The sequence below is a fragment of the Sphingobium sp. genome, assembly GCF_003248505.1.
Classification (GTDB): Bacteria; Pseudomonadota; Alphaproteobacteria; order Sphingomonadales; family Sphingomonadaceae; genus Sphingobium.
On record NZ_QFOA01000055.1, the window covers coordinates 1 to 21,767 of the forward strand.

The following is a 21,767-nucleotide window of genomic DNA, read 5'->3' on the forward strand; positions in this document are numbered from 1 at the left end:
CTTGATCGGCAAACTCGTCGATATCTTCCAGCCTCAGGAATGCGCCAACTACTTCAGATCGTGCGGCTATGAACCAGAATGATCGAAAACTGCTCTAGGAGCGGACACCATGAACGACACGGCTGGAATCGGCGACACCCACAGGTCCATTTGCCCGCTGTGCGAAGGCATGTGCGGCATCGTCGTGAAAACCGAAGGCGATAAGGTCACATCCATTCGCCCGGACCCCGACAACGCGTGGAGCAAGGGGCATATGTGCCCGAAGGGCACGACGCTGGGCGACCTGCATCATGATCCCGACAGGATCAGGGCGCCCATGATCCGGATGGACGATGGCTGGCACGAGGTCAGCTGGGATCGCGCCTTCGAGCGTATCGAGGAGCTTGTATCGGGCGTTCGCGCCAAATATGGCCAGCAAGCGATTGCAGGCTTTACCGGCAACATGTCGGGCAAGGGATTTTCGTCGGCGCGCTATACCGGGCCGCTGCACTGGCTGGCCAAATTCGGCAAGAATTTCTCATCCTCCACGGTCGACCAGATCCCCAAGAATGTCAGCTGCCACCTCATGTACGGCAGCATGTGGCATATCCCCATTCCCGACGTGGATCGCACAGACCTGTTCGTGATCATGGGCGGCAATCCCGCCGAATCGAAGGGCAGTATTCTGTCGCACCGCGACGTCATGGCGGCGATCCGCGCGATACGGCAGCGGGGCGGCAAGGTGATCGTGATCGATCCGGTGCGGACCCGCACGGCAGCCGCTGCCGACGAATGGATCGGGGTCAAGCCGGGCGGCGACGCCGCGTTGCTGCTGGGCGTCATCAACGTCCTGTTTCGTGAGGACCGGGTGAAGCTGGGCGCATGGGAAGGGCTGGTCAACGGCATCGACGCATTGCGCGAGGCGGCGTCCCGCTTCACGCCCGAACGCGTCGAAAGCTTCAGCGGCGTGCCTGCCGATACGATCGTGGCGCTGGCCCGCCAGATATCCGATGCGCCGAGCGCCGCCGTCTACGGTCGGATCGGTACCTGCACTCAGCTTTACGGGACGCTTGCGTCCTGGCTCGTCGATGCGGTCGCCATATTGACCGGCAATCTGGACCGGCCGGGCGGGTCGATGTGGAGCACGCAGGTCGCGCCGCATTACAAGCTTTCCCCGGCCCTGCCGCCGTCCTTCCCCGTCTTTGGCCAGCCGTCGCGCGTGCGCGGCACGCCGTCCGTGCTCGGCCAATATCCGGCGGTCTGTATGGCCGAGGAGATCGACACGCCGGGCGAAGGGCAGATCAAGGCACTGCTGACGCTGGGGGGTAATCCGGTCATCAGCGTGCCGGGATCGGACCGGCTGGCGCAGGCTCTGCCGATGCTGGAATGCATGGTCAGCCTGGACATCTATATCAACGAAACGACCGCGCATGCCCATGTCATCCTGCCCAGTCCTTCGCTGTTGCAGCAGCCGCACTGGGACGTCTGGGCGTGGCCCTGGTCGCTGACCAGCGGCGGGGTATATTCCCCGGCATCGCTGCCCGCTCCCACCGATCGTCCCCCCGAATTCGAAGTGATGCTGCGGCTGGGCGCGATCTTCGGGGGAGACGAGGAAAGGGACCCTGCGACGCTGGACGACCGTTGCTTTGCGCGCATGTGCGATAGCGTCGGCGTCGGGTTCGACGTGGCTGCCGCCGCCTTGCCCGACCGCGGACCCGAGCGGGTTCTGGACCTGTGCATCCGTTCCGGGCCTTTCGGCGACAGGTTCGGGGAAAATCCGGGCGGTTGGACGCTCGACGATTTCAAGGAGAACCCCGACGGCTTGTTGCTGGGGCCGGCGGTGAGCAAGGGTGGCGCATCGATCCTGACGCCCTCCGGGAAGATCGAACTTTCGCACCCGCATTTTCTGGACGATCTCGCCAGGCTGGAAGCGGCGATGAGGGAAGAAGTGCCGTCGCTGCTGCTGGTAAGCCGCCGCCAGTTGCGGTCGTTGAACAGCTGGATGCACAACCTCCACACCCTGGTGAAGGGGAAGGAGCGTTGTACGCTGCAAATCCATCCGCGCGATGCCGAACCGCTCGGCATCGCGCAGGGCGATATGGTGATGGTGGAAGGTCCGGAAGGGCAGGCCGCAGCGCCTGCCGAGATTACAGAGGACATCCGCCAGGGCGTGGTCTGCCTGCCCCACGGTTGGGGCCACGATCGCGATGGCCTGCGCATGGCGATCGCCGCCGCGCACCCGGGATATAATATCAACCAGATCAGCCCGGCGGGCATGGTCGACCCCGCGTCCGGCAACGCGGTGTGCAACGGCATCCCGGTCAACGTTCGCCTGCTGGAGGCGGCGGAATGACAGCCCCGGTGCGGTCGCTGGAACGGCGATGGACAAGGATGTCCGATATATGGATCGACAAACCGGGCGATCCGCCCAATATTCCGCATCGGCGCGGGTGTGTATCCCGATTGCGCATGCCAGCATGTAGAACCGGGCAGGGTAGCTGGGCAATTCCTGCTGCCCTGTACCTTCAATAGAGGAGCACAATGTCCCGTGAATAACGAAGCGCCCGAGAACCATGGCACGTCGGACATGAATTCTGCTCCCCTCCCATCCAGAGGCAATGTCGTTACCGGGCGCGGGCCGATCGATCCGGAACTGCGCTCGCTGCTCGATACGTTCGAGCCGCTGTCCGTCTCTGCCGCCTCTCTTAGTCAGGTTCGTACCGTCGTAGCGGAAACCGTTGCCGCCATGCCGCTTGCGGACGACAAGGACGTGACGCGGGTGGAGGTCAGAATCCCGGGCGAAGGTGACGCGCCACCGGTGCGGGCATTGGTGTACCGGCCAGCCGCGGCGGAGGGTCGGGTGCCGGTCCTCCTGGACATTCATGGCGGCGGGATGGTGATCGGCACGCCCGAGATGAATGACGCGCGCAATATCCAGCTTGTGAAAGAGTGCGGGCTGGCCGTCGTATCGGTCGACTATCGGCTGGCGCCGGAAACGCAAGCGCCGGGCAATGTCGAGGATTGCTACGCCGCGCTGCGGTGGATGCATGAGCCCGATCAAGCGAGCTTTGTGGACACGGCCAATATCATGGTGTTGGGTGAAAGCGCGGGGGGCGGGTTGGCGGCGGCGCTTGCCTTGCTGGCTCGCGATCGCGGGGAGTTCGATCTTCAGGCGGTCCTTCTGCTCAGCGCCATGCTGGACGACCGCACCGGGACCGACCCGTCGGTGGGCGGGCCGTTCGCGGATCTGATCTGGACACGCGATTCAAACGCTTTTGGCTGGACGTCACTGCTCGGTGCGGCGCCGGGCGGCGACGATGTCCCGGCCTATGCCGTGCCGGCGCGGGCATCGGACCTTTCTGGCCTGCCCAAGACGTTCATGGCCATCGGCGCACTCGACATGTTCCTTCACGAAAATCTCGATTTTGCCCGCCGCCTGGCCGATGCCGGGATCCCGCTGGAATTGCATGTCTATCCGGGCGCCTATCATGGCTTTCAAATGGCGGCGAACTCCGGCGTGGCGCAACAGGCCTTTGCCAATCTCAAGACGGCGATCGATCGTTTCGCCCTGACGTCCTGGACCGTAGGCTAGATGCCAGTGCCATGTGGAGCGACCGGCGAGAAGAATAGCGGTTTCAGGCCGTTGCATGAAGGAATCCCTGTCCAGGATCGGCCATAAGCGTGGAGGAAATGGGAGGCGGCCAGCATGAAGCATAGAAATCTGGGCAAGCTCGACGTGTCGGCTTTGGGGATCGGGTGCATGCCGATGGCGGGCAATGCCGCAGGCTTTTACGGTGCGGTCGACGAACGCGAGGCGCTCGCGACGATAGGGCGGGCGATCGATCTGGGCGTCACTCTGTTCGATACGGCAGAAGTCTACGGCCCTTTTGTCAATGAGCGACAATTGGGCGAAGGCATCAAGGGGCGGCGGGAAGACGTGGTCGTGGCCACGAAATTCATGATGGCCTTCGATGCCGATGGCCGGGCGGCAGGGCTGGACGGAAGTCCGGCCAATGCGCGGCGGGCGTGCGAAGCATCGCTCAAACGACTGGGAATCGATTGCATCGACCTTTTCTATCTCCACAGGGTCGACCCCAACGTGCCGATCGAGGAAAGCGTCGGAGGGATGGCGGACCTCGTGCGGGAGGGTAAAGTGCGGCACCTCGGCCTGTCCGAAGCGGGGCCGGAGACGATCCGCCGGGCGCATGCAACCCATCCCATTGCCGCGCTCCAATCGGAATATTCCTTGTGGGAGCGGGGGGTGGAGAGAGACATATTGCCCGTGACGCGGGAACTGGGGATCGGCTTTGTTCCCTATTCGCCGCTCGGCAGAGGCTTTCTGGCCGGTCATATCGACAGTCGGGAGACGCTGAGCGAAACCGACTACCGCCGTCGCGATCCCCGCTACGATGACGGCAATATCGGCCATAATATGAAAATCGTCGAGGCCGTTCGGACGGTAGCTGCCCGTCACGGCGTTTCGCCGGCGAGAGTGGCGCTCGCCTGGCTGCTGGCCAAGGGGCCGGATATCGTGCCCATCCCGGGGACGAAGAGGCGGTCGACGATGGAAGACAGCATCGCTGCGGCGGATCTGCTGCTGTCTGACGAGGACATCGGCACGATGGAAGACGCCGCCCCTGTCGGCTCCACTGCGGGCGACCGCTATCAGGAGTGGGGCATGAAGATGGTGCGTTTGTAGAAAGGCCTGCCGCCGGTCGGGCGTTTCGGATGAATGGGGAGGCGGACGCTATCGTCCGCCTCCCCACCCTTATTCAGACTTGGGGATGACCCCGGAATTCCAGGGGATCGCCCATGCTCGACCGGTAGGAGATGGGTTGCTTGCCGTCACTGTCCTTGATTCCATAGCGTTCGGCCAGTTCCGCCCCGATTACGGCTTTCCCGGAATAGGTCGCCACATCGGGATCGTCGAGCAAGGCGCCCAGCACCGCGGCGGAAAATTCGGGCGTTTCCCACAACGGCATCATCTGTTTCAGATCGTCGGGGATCATTTCGGGGGGCAGTGCGCGGACCGCATCGGTCAGGATGAAGCCGGGCCAGAAGGACACCACCGAAACACCGCTATCCTGAAAGTCTATCGCCATGTCGGATGTCATCTTGTCGGTTCCCGCCTTTGCCGCGCCATAGGCAGGGCCGTGGAAATAGGAGCGGGCGCCATAGAAGGAGATATTGGCGATCAATCCCTTGCCCGCCTTTACCATCAGCGGTGCGGCATAATAGCTGGCGACATAGCTCGACCGCAGGCCGACATCGATCATGTCCACAAGCTTGAGCGGCTTTTCCCAAAACGGTCCGGGGGCGACGAGGTCCTGCCCGTAGACCGCAGCGGCGTTGTTGACGAGCAGGTCGATCCGACCGTCCGTCTTTTCCGCGATTTGCGCAAATGCGCGCTCCACCTGACTGTCATCGCGGTGATCGCATTGCAGCGTCATGGCTTCGCCGCCCTTCGCGGTGATTTCCGAAGCGACTTCCGCGAGCGCGGCGCTGTCACGCCCGGTGACGGCTACCGTGACTCCTGCCTTTGCGAAACCCCGCGCGATCCCGCGCCCCAGACCGCGCGTAGCGCCGGTCACAACGATAGTCTTGCTCATTCAATCGCCCTTTAGTTGATATGCCGATGCAGATGGCAGGCGTCCGCCCGATGGAGGCGGGCACCCGAAACAGTCAGAAATTGCCTTCTTCGAACGGGTTTCCCGTGTACAGATTACGCTGCTTTGCCCAACCCAGTTCATAGGGGGTCGTGGCAGCGGTATCGAACCGCAAGGATTTGAATTTCCAGCCGTCGGCTGCCCGCTCATATTCCTCGATATACAGTCCGAAGGTCCAAAGCGCGTTGTTCGTCGGCGTCGTCATCGTGACCAGCGCATGCCAGTGCCCGGTCGCGCGATCCCCTTCGACCTCGATCAGCGGATTGGTGACATAATGCACGATGAACGGCACTGCACCGAAGGTTTCGAAGAGCTGCTTGATCTGCGCCTTGCCTTCGGCATAGCCGCTGGACGGTCGGCCGTCCCAAATGCCGTCGTCGGTAAACAGGTCGGCCACCGCCTGGGGATCGGTATGCGTAGGCCCGCGCCAGCCGCCGTCATTATAGTTGACGTACCGCGCCTTCAGCTTGACGATTTCCTGCTGGTCCTCAAGGACCTTCACTCTTTCTTCCAAACTTTTTTGCATTTTACTCTCCATAGCTTATGCGGTGAACAGGGTCGAAGGCCGTGCGTCATTCGAGCCCATTTCACGGTGGGCACCGTAACCGGATCGCTTTGTGTCGAGCGGAACGGGCAGGGAATCGAAGACCGGCGGTCGCCGAAGTTCACGCCTTTCATCGACGCCATGCATTCGGATCCTGAAAACAGCGATTTCATGAAAACCATCGTCCAAAGCCTATTGAGCATAGGCCGAGGGCGATGGAACACCCAGCGACATCAGGGCCGAACGGACGTAGCCTTCGCACGCATTGTCCGGCCTGTAAGGCAGATAGTCGCCCCGTGGCGGAAAATGGCTGACGTTACTTCCGGAGCCGAACTTTGCGAGATAAGCTTCCAATGGGGGCTGCCCTAGCTCGGTGACTAACGCACTCAGCAGCTTTCGGATGATGGATGCCGGGTCCACGGGATCGGAAATGTCCAGGAAATAGGCCGTCATGATGGGCTCATAGGTCGACGCCGAACAAAGCAGATAGGCGATAGTGTCGGGATCGCAGGGCCGAAGAATGCCGATGTCGATGCAGGCGGACACCAGTTCCACCAGATCCCGGTAGCACGCGCGTCTGCGCATCAGGCCCATGGCGATCGCCCGTGCCCGTTCGGGGCGGCGCCAGATCGCGCTCAGCAACTGCCGGATGTGGCGGTGGGAGAGAAACTCGATCCTCGCCTTCAGATAAGAGAGAAGCGACAGGAAAGGATCGTCATTTTCCAGCCGGGGAATAGGGGCGGGCCATTCGAGCATCAGTCTGCTCAGCGCGTCGTCCAGCAGATTGTCCTTGCTGCCGTAGACTTCGTAGATCGTTGCCGTCGAACATCGCGCAAGCTCGGCGATCTTGACCATCTTTATCTCGCACGGTTCGTTCAACAGCATGTCACTGGCGACGAGGATGACGCGTTCCAACGCATCTTGCTTGGTGTTCCCCTGAGACATGCTCTCTCCCCCGTTATCCGCCCTCTGGGCAGCTTATCGGGAAAGCTTATGGCACAAGCGCGGACCTGCAAACCTGCCAAGCGGCTGGTGCTCATGGCCGCCACGGTGGAGAGCGGCGAACGATCCCGTCCGATATTCGCGAAGATGCCCGCGCTATTCGACCCGTCCATGGCTGCCCCCTTAGCGGCCATGGACGGGTCGGCCCGGCGGCGTCATTCCGCAGCGGGAACCGTGGAATGAAGTTTAGCTGCCGAACCTGAAGCGAGCAGAAACGCCGTACATCCGGGGCGGCCCGAAAATGGAACCTTCGATGCCTGCATTGGGACCGGTGATCACGCCCTGCTGGGCATAATTCTTGTCGAGCAGGTTGGTGGCCCAAAGGCCGATATCGATCGGCTTGCCATAGATGTTGTTGAAGTCGATCCGGGCATTGACGATCGTATATTTCGGCAAAAGAGTACCGCCGAAGGATTGGCTGCCGGAGTGGTAAAGGTCCAGCCGCGCGGCGAGATCGCCATCGGCGCCGAGTTTCGCATTATATTCCGCGCCAAGCGCATAAGTATGCCTGGTCACGAAGTCGAAGCCGAACACGGTTCCCGACGGGACGTAGGGCGCGATGACCGGCGATACGTCGAAGCTGGTCGTGCTGGGCCGTAGAAGATTCCCGGCGTAGGTCAGCTTGAAGTTGTCGGACAGCGCGATGAACCCGTCGACATCGATTCCCCAGACTTTCGATTTGCCTGCATTCACCGTCAGCGCGCCGTTGGTGGGATCGTTCGAGGTGTTGCAATCGCCGTCCGGAGAAGTGGGGAATCCGGCCCCTGGCACGCAACCGGGAAGCGTCCGAAAGCCGCTGAGCGACGTTGTCACGCCATTGTACCAGCCGATAAAGGCCGAGGCGTTCAGCCTGAGCTTGACCCCGCCCGCGTTCCAGTCACTGCGAAAGCCCCCTTCCAGATCGGTGACTTTCTCCGGCCCGAACTGCTGAAACGGAATGAGACGTCCGGCAAGCGTCGGCGAGTTTATGCCACCTGCGCGATAACCCCGGCGCGTGACGATGTACGTGAACAGATCCGGCGTCGCCTGCCATTCCAGGCTCGCCTGCCATGTCGGAGCGCTCGACTTTCCACGATTGGTCTGGGGGTTGATCAAGGCAGCGCCTCCATCAGCGCAGACGTCCGGGCCGATATGACCGGGGTTGGCGCCACCCTCACTGGCGGTGCAGGATTTGAACTTGTCCCACGTATAGCGGGCGCCCAGATTGAGTTTCAATCCGTTCACAAAGCTATCGAGATTGACGGCAACGTTTCCGAACACGGCGCGACTGTCTTCGGTCAGGAAGTTGTATCCGAAAAAGGTGATCGGCTGGGTTACCGGTGCCGTGCTGAACTGCTTCGAACCCGTACCGTTGGCGCCATAGGGATTGCTGTGCAGATAGAAGCCGCCCAGCAACCAGTCGACCTTGTCGTCGAAGAGCGAGCCCTTGAACTGCAGTTCCTCGGTGATCTGCTCGGAATGGATGATCGCCGCGCCGTTGAGGTTGGTAAACTGCGATCCGACCGGCGCACCGGGAAACGGCGTCGTGGTGGTCAGCTGCGGAAGTGCGTCGGTATTGGAAACGTAAGAGAGATAGGTTCGACGATAACCGAATATGTTCACGACCTGCAAATTATCGGAAAGGTCGACGTCGGTACGGTTGGTCACACCCCAACGCGTGGACTTGTTGAAGGGAACAGCGTCGCTTTCAACGCTTCGCGGACCACGGGCTTGCTGCCTGGCCAAAACGCCCAGCGCCGCAGCGCGTGTCCCGGCCTGCAACAACGGCGCAGAGGCGCGGATGCCGGTGAGGACGATGCCGTCGCCGTTATAATCGCTGTGATAATAATCGAAGATCGTGAGGTTCCGGATGGCATCGGTCGGTTCAAGCAGAAGCGACGCGCGGAACGCGTGGATATTCCTGTCGTCGATATCGTCGCCCAATGTTATATTGCGCGTGTAGCCGTCGCGCTTTTCATACCGGCCAGCCAAGCGTAGCGCGACCTTGTTGTCGACAATCGGTATGCTTACGGCAGCTTCCAACTGCTTGTGATCGTAGTTGCCATAGCCCGCTTCGACATAGCCGCCAAATTCATAGTCCGGGGCTTTAGGGTAGAACAGGACCGCGCCACCTGTGGTGTTACGGCCGAACAGCGTTCCCTGCGGGCCCTTGAGCACCTGCACCGACTGAAGATCGAAGGTTTCCATGCTGCTGCCGAAGGTGGGCAGGGGGACGTCCGCAAAATAGCTGATCACGGCCGGGGCGTTGAAGCCGCTGCGCGCCTTGGACTGGCCGCGGATCTGGAACGTCGAATTTTCGCGCCCGCCGGAGCCGCCGAGATACACGCCGGGGGTCTTGACCATGAGGTCACTGGTCTGCCGAATACCGGATTCGCGCAGCATTTCGCTATTGAACGCCGTGACCGAGACCGGCGTCGACTGGATGCTCTCTTCGGACCGCCGCGCGGTGACGACGATATCGTCCGTTATGCTGCTGTATGCTTCCGGGGAATTGGCCTGCGCAAGCTGCACGCGCTTGGCGGATTTCGTCCCTGCCTCCTGCGCCGATGCCTGGCTTGCCGTGAAAATCGCGCAGACTATGGCGACAGACGGCAAATAAGATAATTTCTCTACCCTCTTGTCCATTTTTCCTCTCCCTCAATATTGTTATTTTTATCACTTTGTTCTTGCGCGCCGGGGATAACCAGACGGTTTCCAAAAACGTCGGTTTTTCTGGTGGGCGGTGGGAGTTTGTCGTTTCGTATTCGAACAGATGGTGCCCGAAGCTGTGCTATTCTCAGTCTGTTCATCGTGTGCACTGGCAGCGAAGAGCTGACGAAGATAGCCAAGCCGTTTGAGGGCAGCGTTCGCGGCTTCAAGGCACGTCCCGTCCGACGCCAAGCATGAGACAACAGGCCCACGAAGATCCCGGGCATGACACGCGCTTTTGCTGATGGCCGCCTGCCCGGCCAGCCGCTTGGATCACATTTCCCGGTTAACAGAAATCCTGAATCGTTCCAATCCGATCAGGCTCTATGGGTTGCCGTTCTTAAGCGACGAGCATCGGGTCAACGCCGACCCTGGTCGTTCCGAACCCTTTGAGCTCTTTGGTCGAGGCTCCCTATTTAGTGACCATACGAACCGTCGCTGGAGATGCTCGAAGCCGAGCCGGAATCGAATTGGTATCTTAAATATCTGAAGAAAAGTGATTTTCTCCGACATTAAATTGCTCATCCATCGAGCATACCATCAAGCTTTGTTTTTATCCGGGTTCTATTCCCAATGCCGGGAATCGAATTCTTTGTGGGCGCGAGTCGCGGCCAATCATCCCTATGCATATCTTAGCGGAATTGGCTCCCCTTTTGCATACCGGGCAGCCGTCGCTATCGACCCAAATTGGGTCGTTCGCCGAGCGGGCTTTGAACGGCAGCTTCGGCCAGAACCCGCCTTTTGCAGAGCCCGTATGTTCTGGCACCAGCGCGAAAACCGCTAACAACAAAGTTTCTGCATCTGTGATGCAATCGCACCTTTGCTGACATTACAATGGTAAGATCGCTGCCTCTCGAGGAAGAATGATCGATGGCTGCGAACAAATTTACCCGATTGAAACGGTTGCGTCTCGAGTTGGGCATCGATCGGCAAGCGAAAACATGCTCCCCAAGATCAATCGACAAACGACCGATCTCGACAGGAGAAGGCACCATAAAGAAGACGATTTCGCGCCCGATCTCGCGCAACTCACTGCGAAAAATGAGGCCGGATTGGGCGCGGCATAGATAGCTATGCGGAGCGCGACTTCGAGCGCGCTGATAACGTCTCCAGCACATATGGTAGCTTGTGTGATGATGCCAAGCAGAACTCAGTCCCACGCAGATTATGGGGCGGCCGCTCCGTGCGAGAGAGGATGAAGATCTTACCGACGTTTGGATCCGTGAGGGCGATAGTCGGGCCAAAATAAATCGTGCAGTCGCACTGAGGTGCCATCCACGCAGCGGCGTCGATCCGACACAACAGCGTGAGTGTGGTGATGAGCGAAGCCGTCCGGGCCTTTGTTGCCGATCGATTTGCACAGCAGCATGGCGCGATGCCTTGCATGGATTATGGAGACTGGCACGTAATTCATGCGCCGTCTGAAAAGCCATTAGCCGCTCTGGCCGTTCGGAGCGCAGCCGATGAGCAACTGTTCCTGGAAACCTATATTGCGGAATCGATCGAACAGGCTGTTTCCAGGGCGTTAGGCCGCTCAATCCATCGCAATGCGATTGCGGAGATCGGCTGTCTGGCGGCGGCGCCCACGGCAGCAATATTGCAACTTTGGGGAGACGCCGCCGTTCGGCTTGTGGATCAGCATGAGGTCGCCGTTGCGACGCTGACATTGCCCTTGCGCAGGATGTTCGCGCGCATCGGGCTACCGTTCATCGAATTGTTGCCCGCTGATCCGGGACTCCTTCGAAGCGAAATGCGAGAGCGTTGGGGGAGCTATTATGAAATGCAGCCGATTGTCTGTGCGGGCGAAATTGCGGAGGGGTTGAACGCGCTGCGGGCATTTTCCACGGGAGGTCGCGCATGAGCCTTCTGCTTGCTGCCATCCTCGCCTCCGCCCATCAACAGGGTGACCATGTTGCACTGGACGACGGCTTGCGAAGGGTCACTTACGCCGCGTTGTGGCAAGCCGTGTCCGAAGTGGCGGATCGGATCGATGTGCAGGTCGAATATCCTGGTCCGATTGCCATCGATCTCGAAAATGGCGTCGATTGGGCGCTTGCCGACCTGGCACTGCTGAAACTTCGCCGACCTTGCATTCCCTTGCCACCCTTCTTCACGGCCGATCAGCGCAAGGCTGCGCTTGCAGATGCCGGCGCCGTGGCGACGATCGGCAAGGACGGCATCATTCTGCATCATCCTGCTGCTCGTAATCTCCCGCAAGGGACTGCCAAGATCAGCTACACGTCCGGGTCGACCGGCGATCCCAAGGGCATTTGTCTTGGCGATCAATTGATGCTGGAAACGGCGCAAGCGATCGTCGACAGGCTGGGTAAGAGCATGGCGGGCGTACATTTCCCAATCCTGCCGCTGGGCGTGCTACTGGAAAATGTGGCAGGGCTTTACGCGACCTTGCTTGCCGGGGGCCGCTATCTGGTCCGCCCGTCGGCAGCGATCGGCCTCGCCAATCCTTTCATGATTGACGATGTACGGCTGATTGAGGCCATTGCAGACAGCGGCGCTACGAGCCTTATCCTTGTTCCCGAATATCTCGCTCGCATCGTCAACCGACTCGAACAGTCAGCGAGTCGCCTCAACGCACTGAAGCTGGTGGCGGTCGGCGGGTCCAGAGTTCCTTTGTCACTGATGGAAAGGGCCGAGAAAGTCGGATTGCCCGTTGTGCAGGGCTACGGCCTTACCGAATGTGGTTCGGTCATAAGCCTTGAAGCGCTGGATGAGAGTGATCGCGGTACGGTCGGCCAGCCCCTGCGCCATGCAGGCATATCGCTTGCCCCTGATGGAGAGATCATTGTTCAGGGGCATTTCCATCTGGGTACGGTCGGCCAGCCCCGCGAAGACGGACCCATTCATAGCGGCGATATCGGATCGATCGACGAGCATGGCCGGCTGTCGATCGTGGGCCGCAAGTCTAATCTGATCATCACCAGCTTCGGCCGCAATGTGGCGCCGGAATGGGTGGAAGAGCAGCTGGTTGCGCAGCCCCAGATTGCTCAGGCCATGGTCTATGGCGATGGCGAAGCCGCGTTGCGCGCATTTATCGTCCCATCCGCCATGGATGCGGACATTGCCGCAGGCGTAGCGGCAGCGAACGCGGAATTGCCCGTCTATGCCCGCGTCGGCCAATGGCAGCCGTGCCGCCCCTTCATGCCGACGGACGGTACATTGACGCCCAACGGCCGCTTACGCCGTGCCGCCATATTGGATCGAATGGCGGCACGGCCATTTTTCGATAGACTGTGCGCCGAAACGGCGCCCGCGCGGGCACGAATGCTGTCCGTGCCGCAGCTTCAGGCCGGCCTTGCGGGTCAGATCAGTCGGGCCACCTATCTCGCCTATCTGGCCGAGGCCTATCATCATGTGAGCCATACGGTGCCGCTGATGCGGCTTGCCCGATCGGGCCTTGCGCATAAGCCGATGCTCACCGAGGCGCTCGACGACTATATTGAGGAGGAAGAAGGTCACGAGCAGTGGATCCTCAATGACATTCGCGCAGCTGGCGGCAATACCGAAGCAGTGGTTGCCAAGGGGGCGTCGCCGGTAACCGCGCGCATGGTCGATCACGCTTATGCGACGTTGCGTTTGGGCAATCCGGCCGCCTTTTTCGGCATGGTCTTCGTGCTGGAGGGCACCAGCATCGCGCTGGCGAGCCATGGTGCGGAGGCGGTGCGTTCCAGCCTTGGACTGCCAGCCTCTGCCTTCACCTATCTGACGTCGCATGGTGCGCTTGATCAGGAGCATATGCGCTTCTTCGAAGATCTGGTGAACCGCCTCGACGACCAGGAAGACGAAGCGGCGATCGTCGCAATGGCCAACGACATTTTCGATCTTTTCGGCGGGATGTTTGCAGAAATACCGATGGAGAATGTCGATGTCGCGGCTTGAGGGAAAGCGGATCGTCGTAACCGGTGCCGCTGGCGGGCTGGGGGCGCCCCTCGCACGATTGCTACGAGCGGAGGGCGCATATGTGACCGGCGTTGACCGCGTGGAATGTCCGGCATGTGATGAAAGCCTCGTCAGCGATCTCTCTGATGAAGGCGCTCTCACCCTTCTTGCCCGGCACCTGGCTGAGGAAACGCCTGATATTCTCGTCAATCTGGCGGGTGTGATGCGTTTCGGCCTGCACGAGCATCAACCAAGCGAAGCGCTGGCGCTGTGCTATCGCGTCAACCTCTATGTGCCGGCGGTTCTGGCGCAAGCCGTCGCCGCGCCGATGCGTGCGCGGAGAGACGGGCAGATCGTCAATATTGGTTCGGTGCTGGGGGCGATCCCCTATCCCTGGTTCGCTGCCTATTCCAGCAGCAAGGCCGGACTGGCGGCGCTGAGCCAAAGCCTGCGGCGCGAACTGGCTGGCAGCGGTGTGGGCGTGACCCATGTCAGCCCTCGAGCGGCCAAGACCCCGCTCAACAATAGCGAGGTCAATCGCTTCCTCGACATCACCAATATGAAGGCCGACGAACCCGATATGGTCGCAAACCGGATTGTAGAAGCGATCGTCCATCGGCGTCAGACCGTCACCATCGGCTGGATGGAGCGGATTTATGCGATCATCAACGCCGTCGCCCCGCGACTTATCGATAACGGCATCGCCCCGCAAATTCGTCGTGCGCGGGCCGAGTTCTGCTGAATCCGAAAAATAGGAGAGAAAGCCATGAAATCAAAAGCTATGATTGCGGCGATCATCGCCCTGACACTGCCGACCGTCGCCATCGCCGGCATGCCTGAGGATGTGAAAGCCATTAACGATGGCTGGGCGCGCATATCCTATCAGATGAATGGATCGAGCCACCAGACGACGGCGCTAGACCAGCTGTCGCATCAGGCCGATGTCATCGTCGCCCGTTATCCGGGGCAGGCCGAACCGCTGCTCTGGCAAGGCATTGTGGTGAGCGAACAGGCGAACCGCGCCAATTTCTTCCATAAGCTGGGCCTCGCCACGCGCGCCCGCGACATTCTTGCGCGGGCCTATCAGATCAATCCGAAAGCCGGCAATGGCGGCGCGGCGATGAGCTTGGGCGTGCTCTACTACAAGGTTCCGGGATCGCCGATAGGATTTGGTGATGACGCGAAAGCGCGGCAATTGCTCCAGCAGGCACTCGCGCTCGATCCCAATGGTCTCGATGCCAATTATTTCTGGGGGGATTTCCTGTATGATCAGGGCGACAAGGCTGGTGCCAAAGCGGCACTGCTCAAGGCGTTGCGTGCGCCGCACGATCCCAACCGAACTGTCTGGGACGCTGGCCGTCGGAGCGAAGTTCAGGCGCTCCTGAAGAAGGTCGCCTGATGGGTTTGGCCCGGAGCCTCGCGCGCCAACTTGCCGAACCGCAAGGGCTTGCGGGATCGCTGTGCGGGGCTGCGATGGACCTGGCCAATCGCGCGCCGTTGAAAATGGCCGTCGATCTGTTGCAACCGGATTTCGGAGAGACGGTACTGGACGCCGGCTGCGGGACCGGCGCGGCCAGCGTGGAAATATTGCGGCGTGCGGCATGCTCGATCATCGGAATCGACCAATCGGCGACGATGATACACCGCGCACGGGCGCGCATGGCAAAGATTAGCGGCGGAGCATCCGTTCGATTGCACCAGTCGACACTGGAAGATTTGCCCTGCGCACCCTGCAGCGTCGACGCGGCACTTGCGCTCAACATCCTGTATTTCTGCGCTGAAGACAGCGGCATGATCGCTGCCATCCGCAGGGCATTGCGGCCAAAAGGCCGTCTGGTCGCCTATGTGACGCACAGGAAGACGATGGAAAAATGGGCGTTCACCCGTGAAGGCTATCATCGCCTCTATGACGAGGAGGAATTGTACAACGCGCTCGTTCAGGGCGGTTTCGATCCAATGAACATCAGCATCCGCTGCCAATCAGTCGGACCCGGCGTGGAAGGATTGTTCGCGCTGGCCCGTGCCGGCTGATTGCCCACCCTTCAATAGTGCATGTCGATAATGATCGAACGGTTGCGCTTGTCGACGGTGAAGCTCGACGCCTTGTAGCTGGGCGGTCCCATCACTTTCGGATTGTTCGATAAACCCCAACCTTCCTTAGGGAACATCCCGAATCGCAGGTTGAGTTTCTGGTCGCCGTTGGCGTCGTGATAAGCCATCACCGCATAATCTCCAGCGGGCAAATCCTTGAAATGAACGGAAGCGCTCGTCGAGCCAGCCGCCATGCTCAACTCTCGAAAGGCGTGATCCTCATGTCGAAACCCATCCGCGCCGCGATAGAGTATGAACCGGATCGTTCCTGAACCTGGAACGATCTGCTCTGCAGTCACGTCGACGTCGCCCGCACCAGATGTTGGCGCGGCAAGAAGAGGCGCAGCTACAGACAATCCGAAAACGGACAACAATATCTTTGAGCAGTGTAGTCGCATCTGGCTCTCCCTGTTCCACACGCCCTGCGCGGATTGGCAGAGTGGTGACGCCGCCAGATTGCTGGTACCTCAGTCCCTATTTTCAGCAGGCTTTTGATGACTGAGGTGGCTTGCGGATGGCGGCGTCTCACTGGGTCACAACGGCTTGATCCCCAGATGTGGAGAATCCAAATGCACCGTCCGGCCCTGCTCCTGCTCGCCTCGCTGTCACTTGCCGCCGCCGCCCCTGCATCGACGGCCGTAACGTATCAGCTCAAGGGCATAGGTGGTGCTGAGGTCGGTAAGGTCACGCTTACCGACGCACCCAAAGGGGTGTTGGTCCATATCGAAGTAAGCGGACTGACGCCGGGCTGGCACGCGGTTCACTTCCATGAAAAGGGTGATTGTTCGGACGCCATGTTCAAATCGGCGGGCAGTCATGTCCACATGATGACGCCGACCGTCCATGGGTTGCTGAACCCCGATGCCAATGATTTGGGCGACCTTCCCAACCTCTTTGTCGCGGCCAATGGCAGCGGTGCAGCCGAGATATTTTCGCCCTTTGTCGCGTTTCGGGCCAGCGCTGGGCGTGCCGCTCTGCTCGACACGGATGGATCGGCAATTGTCATACACGCCAAGGCTGACGATTATATGACACAGCCTATTGGGGGCGCGGGAGAACGTATAGCCTGCGCCGAAATTCGGTGAATAAGGGCGCGCATTTTCTCTGGCGACTTATTTGCCAATCCTGTGTCATATGTCGGGGATCGATCAACGCTCTGCCATTCCACGAGCAGGCCGATCCGATACATGTCCCCTGGGGCCGCAGGCAGGAGGTCGGTCGTCGAAGAATTACATAATGACGTCGGCGGTCTTACGGCCGTACTGACAAAGCACCGACCGCAACTCCTGCGTTTCTTCACCAGTCGCACCGGTAGTCCGGCTGAGGCGGAAGATGTCGTGCAGGAGATTTGGCTGCATGTGGCCCGGTCAAATATCGGGCCTGTCGCCAGTCCGCTTGCCTATCTCCACCGGGTCGGCATGAACATCGTCCTCGACCGCGTTCGCGAAGGGCAGCGTCGCGCCAGGCGCGAGCAAGGCTGGTCTGATATCGCGATCGAGCAAAGAGGCGGCGAATCGACCGATGAGGGGCCGCTTCCGGACGAGGTGGTCGACAGCCGACAACGGGCACAACGGCTGGCGGCAGCGATTGCAGCACTGCCGCAAGGAGCGGGCCGTGTTTTCCGCCTGCACAAGGTGGAAGGTCTTGGTCATGCGGAAGTGGCGGCGGAACTGGGCATTACCCGCAGTGCTGTGGAGAAGCATATGGCCGTCGCAATGCGCCATCTTCGCGAGGCGATGCAGCGATGATGAGCAAAAACTGGGGTGGCGGTCTGTCGGCGGCGTTTGACCGTAAAGGGGTGACGATTATGGGCAGGAGGTCGACATGACCACGTCCGCTGAAGATGGAAGCGATATCGTGATGGAGGCGGCCCATTGGCATGCCCGCCTCGATGCGCCCGATATGGATTGGGATGCGTTTGCTGCATGGTTCGATGCCGACCCTGCGCATCGCGAAGCCTATGAAGCGGTTGCACTTCTGGATGCCGATATCGATGACTGTCGCGATGGCATCTTCGCGGCTTTGCCCGCCAACGATATCGAGCCTGACTGGCAGCCCGACACACCCCGCCGCCGCTGGTGGATCATTGGCGGCACGGCAATTGCGGCGGCGATCGCCCTGATGCTCATGCCGCGATGGGCCACGGTCCAACCCGACGCAATGATCGCCTATCGTACCGGACCTACGGAAACGCGGACGATCGCCCTCAAGGATGGCAGCCAAATCCTGCTGGATCGCAATTCTCTTCTGGCTTTGGCCGACGGCAATTCACCCAGGATCGAGATGCAGGATGGCGCGGCCTATTTCGACATTCGCCATGATCCTTCGCGGTCACTCGTCATTTCGGCAGGAAATTATGAGGTGCGCGACATCGGCACGACCTTCGACGTGGCTCTGACGCCACAAAGGCTGAGCGTTGCGGTGAGCGAGGGCAGGTTGACGGTCGGACCCGGCGACGGGAAAGGCACGACCGTCATCGCGGGGCAAAGGATAGATGTTGCCGCCGCTACGGGAGAGGCCAGCGTCAAGCCGGTGAACATCGCCAATATCGGTGCATGGCGGGGCGGCCAGCTCGTCTATCAGGACACCCCCCTTTCGCTGGTCGCCATAGATATTTCGCGTTATGTCGGGCGTCCGGTCGAGGTTGATCCGGTAATTGGCAATATTCGGGTTTCGGGGGTTTTTGCGATCGGTGATGGAACCGGCCTCATCCGGCAGATCGAAGCCCTGCTGCCGGTCAGGGCATTGGAAGCGCATGGTGCGCTTCGCCTTGTCAGCAGCAGTGATCGCCAGCGGCTGCCTGAGCGAAGCAAGGGCGCAGCCCCGACAGATCGACATTAGCGCTGGAACCTTGCCATCGGCATTGGCTGAACTGTCAAAACAGACGGGAGTTTCGGTCGGGCTGGCGGGAACCATTCCCGCCCATCCAACGCCATCCATCCATGGGAGGATGGAGCCCGAGGCCGCCCTGCGACGTTTGCTCAAAGGATCCGGATTGCAGGCTGTATCTGTCGGTCCGAATATCTGGCGGATGGAGCCTGCGCCAGCCAAAATGCCTGCGGTGCCTCGCCCCCTCATCATAGCAAAGCCGGACGACATCATTGTCATCGCACGCAAACGGGATGAACCGCTTCGCGAGGTGCCGATAGCCGTAACGGTGCTGCGCCCCGACTTTGCCCAAGCTACGGCGGCGCATCGTGGCGTGCATGATTTGCTCGCTTTCTCCGAAGGGGTCGTCACGACGAATCTCGGCCCTGGACGCGACCGGATATTTCTTCGCGGGGTGGCGGACAGCGCCTTTAACGGCTCGACCCAGTCGACGGTCAATCTGTTTCTCGATGAAGCGCGGGTCAGCTTCGCGACCCCCGACCCGGACTTGCGGATGGTCGACATCGACCGGATCGAAGTGCTGCGCGGGCCGCAGGGTACGCTCTATGGTTCCGGCGCTCTGGGCGGGATAGTCCGTATTATGCCGAACAAGCCTGACCTTCGGCACTGGACTGGCTTGGCAGCCATGGAAACCACGAAGGTCGCCCATGGCGGCTTTGGCGGGGCAGGAGAAGCTGTCATCAACGCGCCGATCCTGTCCGACCGGGTGGCCGTGCGCATCGCGGCTTACGCGGATCAGGGCGGCGGCTGGATCGATGACGCCGAGCGTCGCCGGCAGAATGTAAATCGGAGCCGCCGGTTCGGCACGCGTGCTACGCTTGGATGGCAGTTCGCGGATACCTGGCACGCGGATCTCGGACTGACGGCCCAATGGCTCAACGTTCGGGACAGCCAATATGCCTTTCACCGGCTTGAACGCAGTACGGCCCTGGCCGAACCCCATGACAATGATTTTCTGGCCGCTACGGCTACGGTGCAGGGCAAGGTCGGCGCGCTCGATGTCACGTCGGCAACGGCTTATGTGACCCATGAATTCAGCAGTATTTTTGATGCGACCTCTCAGGCAGGCCTGCTGGGTTATGCAGCACCGCTCGCTTTCCAGGACTCGCGCCAGCTGCGACTGGGGACGCAGGAACTTCGATTAAGCGATGCTGTCGCGACCCGGCCTTGGGTCGTTGGAGCGAATGTGTTGCAGGCGGAGAATACATTGCGGGACAGCTTTCTGCCGCACGGGTCATCGGCGGTTGAGGTGACATCGCAGCATAATGACAGCCTCGAAGTCGCGTTATTCGGTGAAGCGACACAAAAATTTGGCGCCAAATGGTCCGCCACGATCGGCGCGCGGGCCTATCTCGCGCGTGCAGACAATGAACAGAGCGGTCGGGCCCGACAACATGCTAGCAAGAGCGGCCTGACGCCCAGCATCAATCTATCATGGCACCCCGATGGACATGCGATCTTATGGGTTCGCTATGCCAGTGCGGTAAGACCGGGCGGGATCAATCCAAACGGAGATCCACAGTCGCACTCCTTCCGATCGGACGATCTCAAAAGCATGGAGTTTGGCTGGCGAATAGCTTTGGCCAACAATAGAATACGCTTGAACGGCAGTCTTTTCGGTCTGCGCTGGGAGAATGTGCAGAGCGACATTCTCGGCACCGACAACCTCATCAGGACGATCAATGCAGGTACAGCGCGCAACGTCGGCACCGAGCTGTCGGGTATGTTTCGAGCGGAGCCGTTCACCCTCGAAACCAACCTGACGCTTCAGCATGGCCGACTCTATCGCCCTTCGTCTGCCGCCAATGCCTTGAGCGACGACACTCGTTTGCCGGTGCTACCCGACTATGCCGGTGGTCTGAAACTGTCTTACAATCGGATGTTCGCCCACCTGCCGTTTCATGCCTTTATGTCAGTCCGTTACACAGGACCTGCACGATTGAGTTTTGATCCCTCGCTGGGGCGTCCGATGGGTGACTTTTGGATAGGCGATGTGGGTGCCGACATTTCGAAAGGGAATTGGAAGGTGGGCATCACCGTCGCCAATTTTCTCGATCAGCGCGAAAACAGTTTTGGGTTCGGAAATCCATTCACCGTTCGCTCATTTGATCAACGCACACCGTTTCAGCCCCGAACCCTATCGCTCAGGGTTGAGACCCATCTTTGAAAACTTCATTTCATTGATAGTGTCGACGGGGTTGCGATCGAGCGATAGGCTGCGTGCGCTATAGGTAGCAATCGCCCATACCTGCCTGGAACCAAGCGTTCGCCTATCGGCCGATCTCAGTCGGCCCATGAGATCAGAAAATCAATCGCCGAATGACGGCATTTGACAATACCTGCCGTTCCCCGCGTCGCTGGTGAACGACCGCTAAGGCCGTATGTTCCGGGGTGAAGGTGGCCCGCCCTCGGCGTAAGCTCATATCGGGGGTTGCTTCGGAGCGGCCGAAGCCGAGCCTCAAGCTTAGCGAGGGCGAACCATGGAGCAGAATAGCAGCCTTTTCGTCGGTTTAGACGTCTCAAAACTGAAGATATCTGTCGCTATCGCTGACGGCGAGCGTGGCGGTGAAGTGAGGTTCCACGGCGACATTGCTTCGGATCCAGCCTCGGTTTCGGCCACCGTGCAAAAGCTGGCTAAACGAGGCGCCACGTTGCACTTCTGCTATGAGGCCGGACCGACTGGCTACGAGCTTTACCGTCAGCTTATCGAGATGGGCCATAACTGCATAGTTGTTGCACCATCGCTGATACCCAAACGTCCAGGGGATCGCGTGAAGACTAACCGCCGCGATGCGGTGAGCCTAGCGAAACTGCATCGTGCAGGTGAACTGACGGCGGTCTGGGTGCCTGATCGCGGGCATGAAGCCATGCGTGATCTGGTCCGCGCTCGAGAATCTGCAATGGAAGCCCAGCGTGTTGATTGCCGCTGAGAAGTGACCCGGGGTTTTCATCGAGAAGTGACCCACCTTGCGATTATGTTTCGGATGTCAGGGGTGGGTCAAGATGGGGTT

At 60.2% G+C, this 21,767-nt stretch carries 18 protein-coding genes and 1 pseudogene; 14 read left to right on the plus strand and 5 right to left on the minus strand.

Going from position 1 to position 21,767, the window contains the following annotated elements; genetic code table 11:
• The first annotated feature begins 109 nt into the window (after positions 1–109).
• From DI606_RS14665 to DI606_RS14675, 3 genes are all read left to right on the plus strand, one after another.
• Entirely contained in the window at positions 110–2,332 is a 2,223-nt protein-coding gene (locus DI606_RS14665; RefSeq protein WP_293984361.1) for a molybdopterin-dependent oxidoreductase, read from the plus strand.
• Positions 2,333–2,566: 234 nt separating this feature from the next.
• Positions 2,567–3,571: an alpha/beta hydrolase gene (locus DI606_RS14670; protein ID WP_293984363.1), complete on the plus strand. Its 1,005-nt coding sequence runs from the start codon at positions 2,567–2,569 to the stop codon at positions 3,569–3,571.
• Positions 3,572–3,685: 114 nt separating this feature from the next.
• Complete coding sequence (locus DI606_RS14675) at positions 3,686–4,678, plus strand: aldo/keto reductase (protein WP_293984365.1); 993 nt, start codon at positions 3,686–3,688, stop codon at positions 4,676–4,678.
• Positions 4,679–4,751: 73 nt separating this feature from the next.
• On the opposite strand, the gene DI606_RS14680 is transcribed toward DI606_RS14675, so the two are convergent.
• From DI606_RS14680 to DI606_RS14695, 4 genes are all read right to left on the minus strand, one after another.
• Positions 4,752–5,588, minus strand: coding sequence for an SDR family NAD(P)-dependent oxidoreductase (locus DI606_RS14680; protein WP_293984367.1), 837 nt, complete (start codon positions 5,586–5,588; stop codon positions 4,752–4,754).
• 73 nt (positions 5,589–5,661) lie between these two features.
• Complete coding sequence (locus tag DI606_RS14685) at positions 5,662–6,147, minus strand: nuclear transport factor 2 family protein (protein ID WP_293984369.1); 486 nt, start codon at positions 6,145–6,147, stop codon at positions 5,662–5,664.
• Positions 6,148–6,381: 234 nt separating this feature from the next.
• Positions 6,382–7,134: a TetR/AcrR family transcriptional regulator gene (locus DI606_RS14690; protein ID WP_293984371.1), complete on the minus strand. Its 753-nt coding sequence runs from the start codon at positions 7,132–7,134 to the stop codon at positions 6,382–6,384.
• 243 nt (positions 7,135–7,377) lie between these two features.
• On the minus strand, positions 7,378–9,816 hold the full coding sequence (locus DI606_RS14695; RefSeq protein ID WP_293984372.1) for a TonB-dependent receptor: 2,439 nt from the start codon (positions 9,814–9,816) through the stop codon (positions 7,378–7,380).
• Between the two features lie 926 nt (positions 9,817–10,742).
• Between DI606_RS14695 and DI606_RS14700 the strand changes: the two genes are divergently transcribed.
• The 6 genes from DI606_RS14700 to DI606_RS14725 all read left to right on the plus strand — a co-directional run bounded on the left by DI606_RS14700 (position 10,743) and on the right by DI606_RS14725 (position 15,807).
• Complete coding sequence (locus DI606_RS14700) at positions 10,743–10,946, plus strand: hypothetical protein (protein ID WP_293984373.1); 204 nt, start codon at positions 10,743–10,745, stop codon at positions 10,944–10,946.
• 251 nt (positions 10,947–11,197) lie between these two features.
• On the plus strand, positions 11,198–11,740 hold the full coding sequence (locus DI606_RS14705) for a thermostable hemolysin (protein WP_293984374.1): 543 nt from the start codon (positions 11,198–11,200) through the stop codon (positions 11,738–11,740).
• Positions 11,737–13,776, plus strand: coding sequence for an AMP-binding protein (locus DI606_RS14710; protein WP_293984375.1), 2,040 nt, complete (start codon positions 11,737–11,739; stop codon positions 13,774–13,776). Before DI606_RS14705 ends, DI606_RS14710 begins: the two co-directional genes overlap by 4 nt.
• Positions 13,763–14,518 (plus strand): SDR family NAD(P)-dependent oxidoreductase, encoded by a 756-nt coding sequence (locus DI606_RS14715; RefSeq protein ID WP_293984376.1) that lies wholly within the window; start codon positions 13,763–13,765, stop codon positions 14,516–14,518. Before DI606_RS14710 ends, DI606_RS14715 begins: the two co-directional genes overlap by 14 nt.
• 24 nt (positions 14,519–14,542) lie before the next feature.
• Positions 14,543–15,175 carry a tetratricopeptide repeat protein gene (locus tag DI606_RS14720; protein WP_293984378.1) on the plus strand — a complete coding sequence of 211 codons (633 nt, stop codon included), beginning with the start codon at positions 14,543–14,545 and terminating at the stop codon, positions 15,173–15,175.
• Positions 15,175–15,807: a class I SAM-dependent methyltransferase gene (locus DI606_RS14725; protein ID WP_293984380.1), complete on the plus strand. Its 633-nt coding sequence runs from the start codon at positions 15,175–15,177 to the stop codon at positions 15,805–15,807. The genes DI606_RS14720 and DI606_RS14725 overlap by 1 nt, the downstream gene beginning before the upstream one ends.
• Positions 15,808–15,818: 11 nt before the next feature.
• Here the strand turns inward: DI606_RS14725 and DI606_RS14730 are convergent, their stop codons facing one another.
• Positions 15,819–16,238: a DUF2141 domain-containing protein gene (locus DI606_RS14730; protein WP_293984382.1), complete on the minus strand. Its 420-nt coding sequence runs from the start codon at positions 16,236–16,238 to the stop codon at positions 15,819–15,821.
• Between the two features lie 198 nt (positions 16,239–16,436).
• On the opposite strand from DI606_RS14730, the gene DI606_RS14735 reads away from it, so the two are divergent.
• The 5 genes and pseudogenes from DI606_RS14735 to DI606_RS14755 form a co-directional block, all read left to right on the plus strand.
• Positions 16,437–16,952 (plus strand): superoxide dismutase family protein, encoded by a 516-nt coding sequence (locus DI606_RS14735; protein ID WP_293984384.1) that lies wholly within the window; start codon positions 16,437–16,439, stop codon positions 16,950–16,952.
• A 102-nt stretch (positions 16,953–17,054) separates the two neighbouring features.
• On the plus strand, positions 17,055–17,615 hold the full coding sequence (locus DI606_RS14740) for a sigma-70 family RNA polymerase sigma factor (RefSeq protein WP_293984386.1): 561 nt from the start codon (positions 17,055–17,057) through the stop codon (positions 17,613–17,615).
• A gap of 76 nt (positions 17,616–17,691) precedes the next feature.
• Complete coding sequence (locus DI606_RS14745) at positions 17,692–18,708, plus strand: FecR domain-containing protein (RefSeq protein ID WP_293984388.1); 1,017 nt, start codon at positions 17,692–17,694, stop codon at positions 18,706–18,708.
• Entirely contained in the window at positions 18,623–20,923 is a 2,301-nt protein-coding gene (locus DI606_RS14750) for a TonB-dependent receptor (RefSeq protein ID WP_293984390.1), read from the plus strand. The genes DI606_RS14745 and DI606_RS14750 overlap by 86 nt, the downstream gene beginning before the upstream one ends.
• A 313-nt stretch (positions 20,924–21,236) precedes the next feature.
• Positions 21,237–21,674 (plus strand): annotated as a pseudogene (locus DI606_RS14755) (transposase); the annotation flags it as partial.
• Between the last annotated feature and the right edge of the window lie 93 nt (positions 21,675–21,767).

Coding starts and splice junctions, on each gene's coding strand:
- DI606_RS14705 (WP_293984374.1), top strand. CDS start 11,198: ATGAGCGAAGCCGTCCGGGCCTTTGTTGCCGATCGATTTGCACAGCAG.
- DI606_RS14680 (WP_293984367.1), bottom strand. CDS start 5,588: ATGAGCAAGACTATCGTTGTGACCGGCGCTACGCGCGGTCTGGGGCGC.
- DI606_RS14710 (WP_293984375.1), top strand. CDS start 11,737: ATGAGCCTTCTGCTTGCTGCCATCCTCGCCTCCGCCCATCAACAGGGT.
- DI606_RS14675 (WP_293984365.1), top strand. CDS start 3,686: ATGAAGCATAGAAATCTGGGCAAGCTCGACGTGTCGGCTTTGGGGATC.
- DI606_RS14740 (WP_293984386.1), top strand. CDS start 17,055: ATGTCCCCTGGGGCCGCAGGCAGGAGGTCGGTCGTCGAAGAATTACAT.
- DI606_RS14665 (WP_293984361.1), top strand. CDS start 110: ATGAACGACACGGCTGGAATCGGCGACACCCACAGGTCCATTTGCCCG.
- DI606_RS14745 (WP_293984388.1), top strand. CDS start 17,692: ATGACCACGTCCGCTGAAGATGGAAGCGATATCGTGATGGAGGCGGCC.
- DI606_RS14725 (WP_293984380.1), top strand. CDS start 15,175: ATGGGTTTGGCCCGGAGCCTCGCGCGCCAACTTGCCGAACCGCAAGGG.
- DI606_RS14720 (WP_293984378.1), top strand. CDS start 14,543: ATGAAATCAAAAGCTATGATTGCGGCGATCATCGCCCTGACACTGCCG.
- DI606_RS14715 (WP_293984376.1), top strand. CDS start 13,763: ATGTCGCGGCTTGAGGGAAAGCGGATCGTCGTAACCGGTGCCGCTGGC.
- DI606_RS14690 (WP_293984371.1), bottom strand. CDS start 7,134: ATGTCTCAGGGGAACACCAAGCAAGATGCGTTGGAACGCGTCATCCTC.
- DI606_RS14750 (WP_293984390.1), top strand. CDS start 18,623: ATGGTGCGCTTCGCCTTGTCAGCAGCAGTGATCGCCAGCGGCTGCCTG.
- DI606_RS14670 (WP_293984363.1), top strand. CDS start 2,567: ATGAATTCTGCTCCCCTCCCATCCAGAGGCAATGTCGTTACCGGGCGC.
- DI606_RS14700 (WP_293984373.1), top strand. CDS start 10,743: ATGATCGATGGCTGCGAACAAATTTACCCGATTGAAACGGTTGCGTCT.
- DI606_RS14735 (WP_293984384.1), top strand. CDS start 16,437: ATGCACCGTCCGGCCCTGCTCCTGCTCGCCTCGCTGTCACTTGCCGCC.
- DI606_RS14695 (WP_293984372.1), bottom strand. CDS start 9,816: ATGGACAAGAGGGTAGAGAAATTATCTTATTTGCCGTCTGTCGCCATA.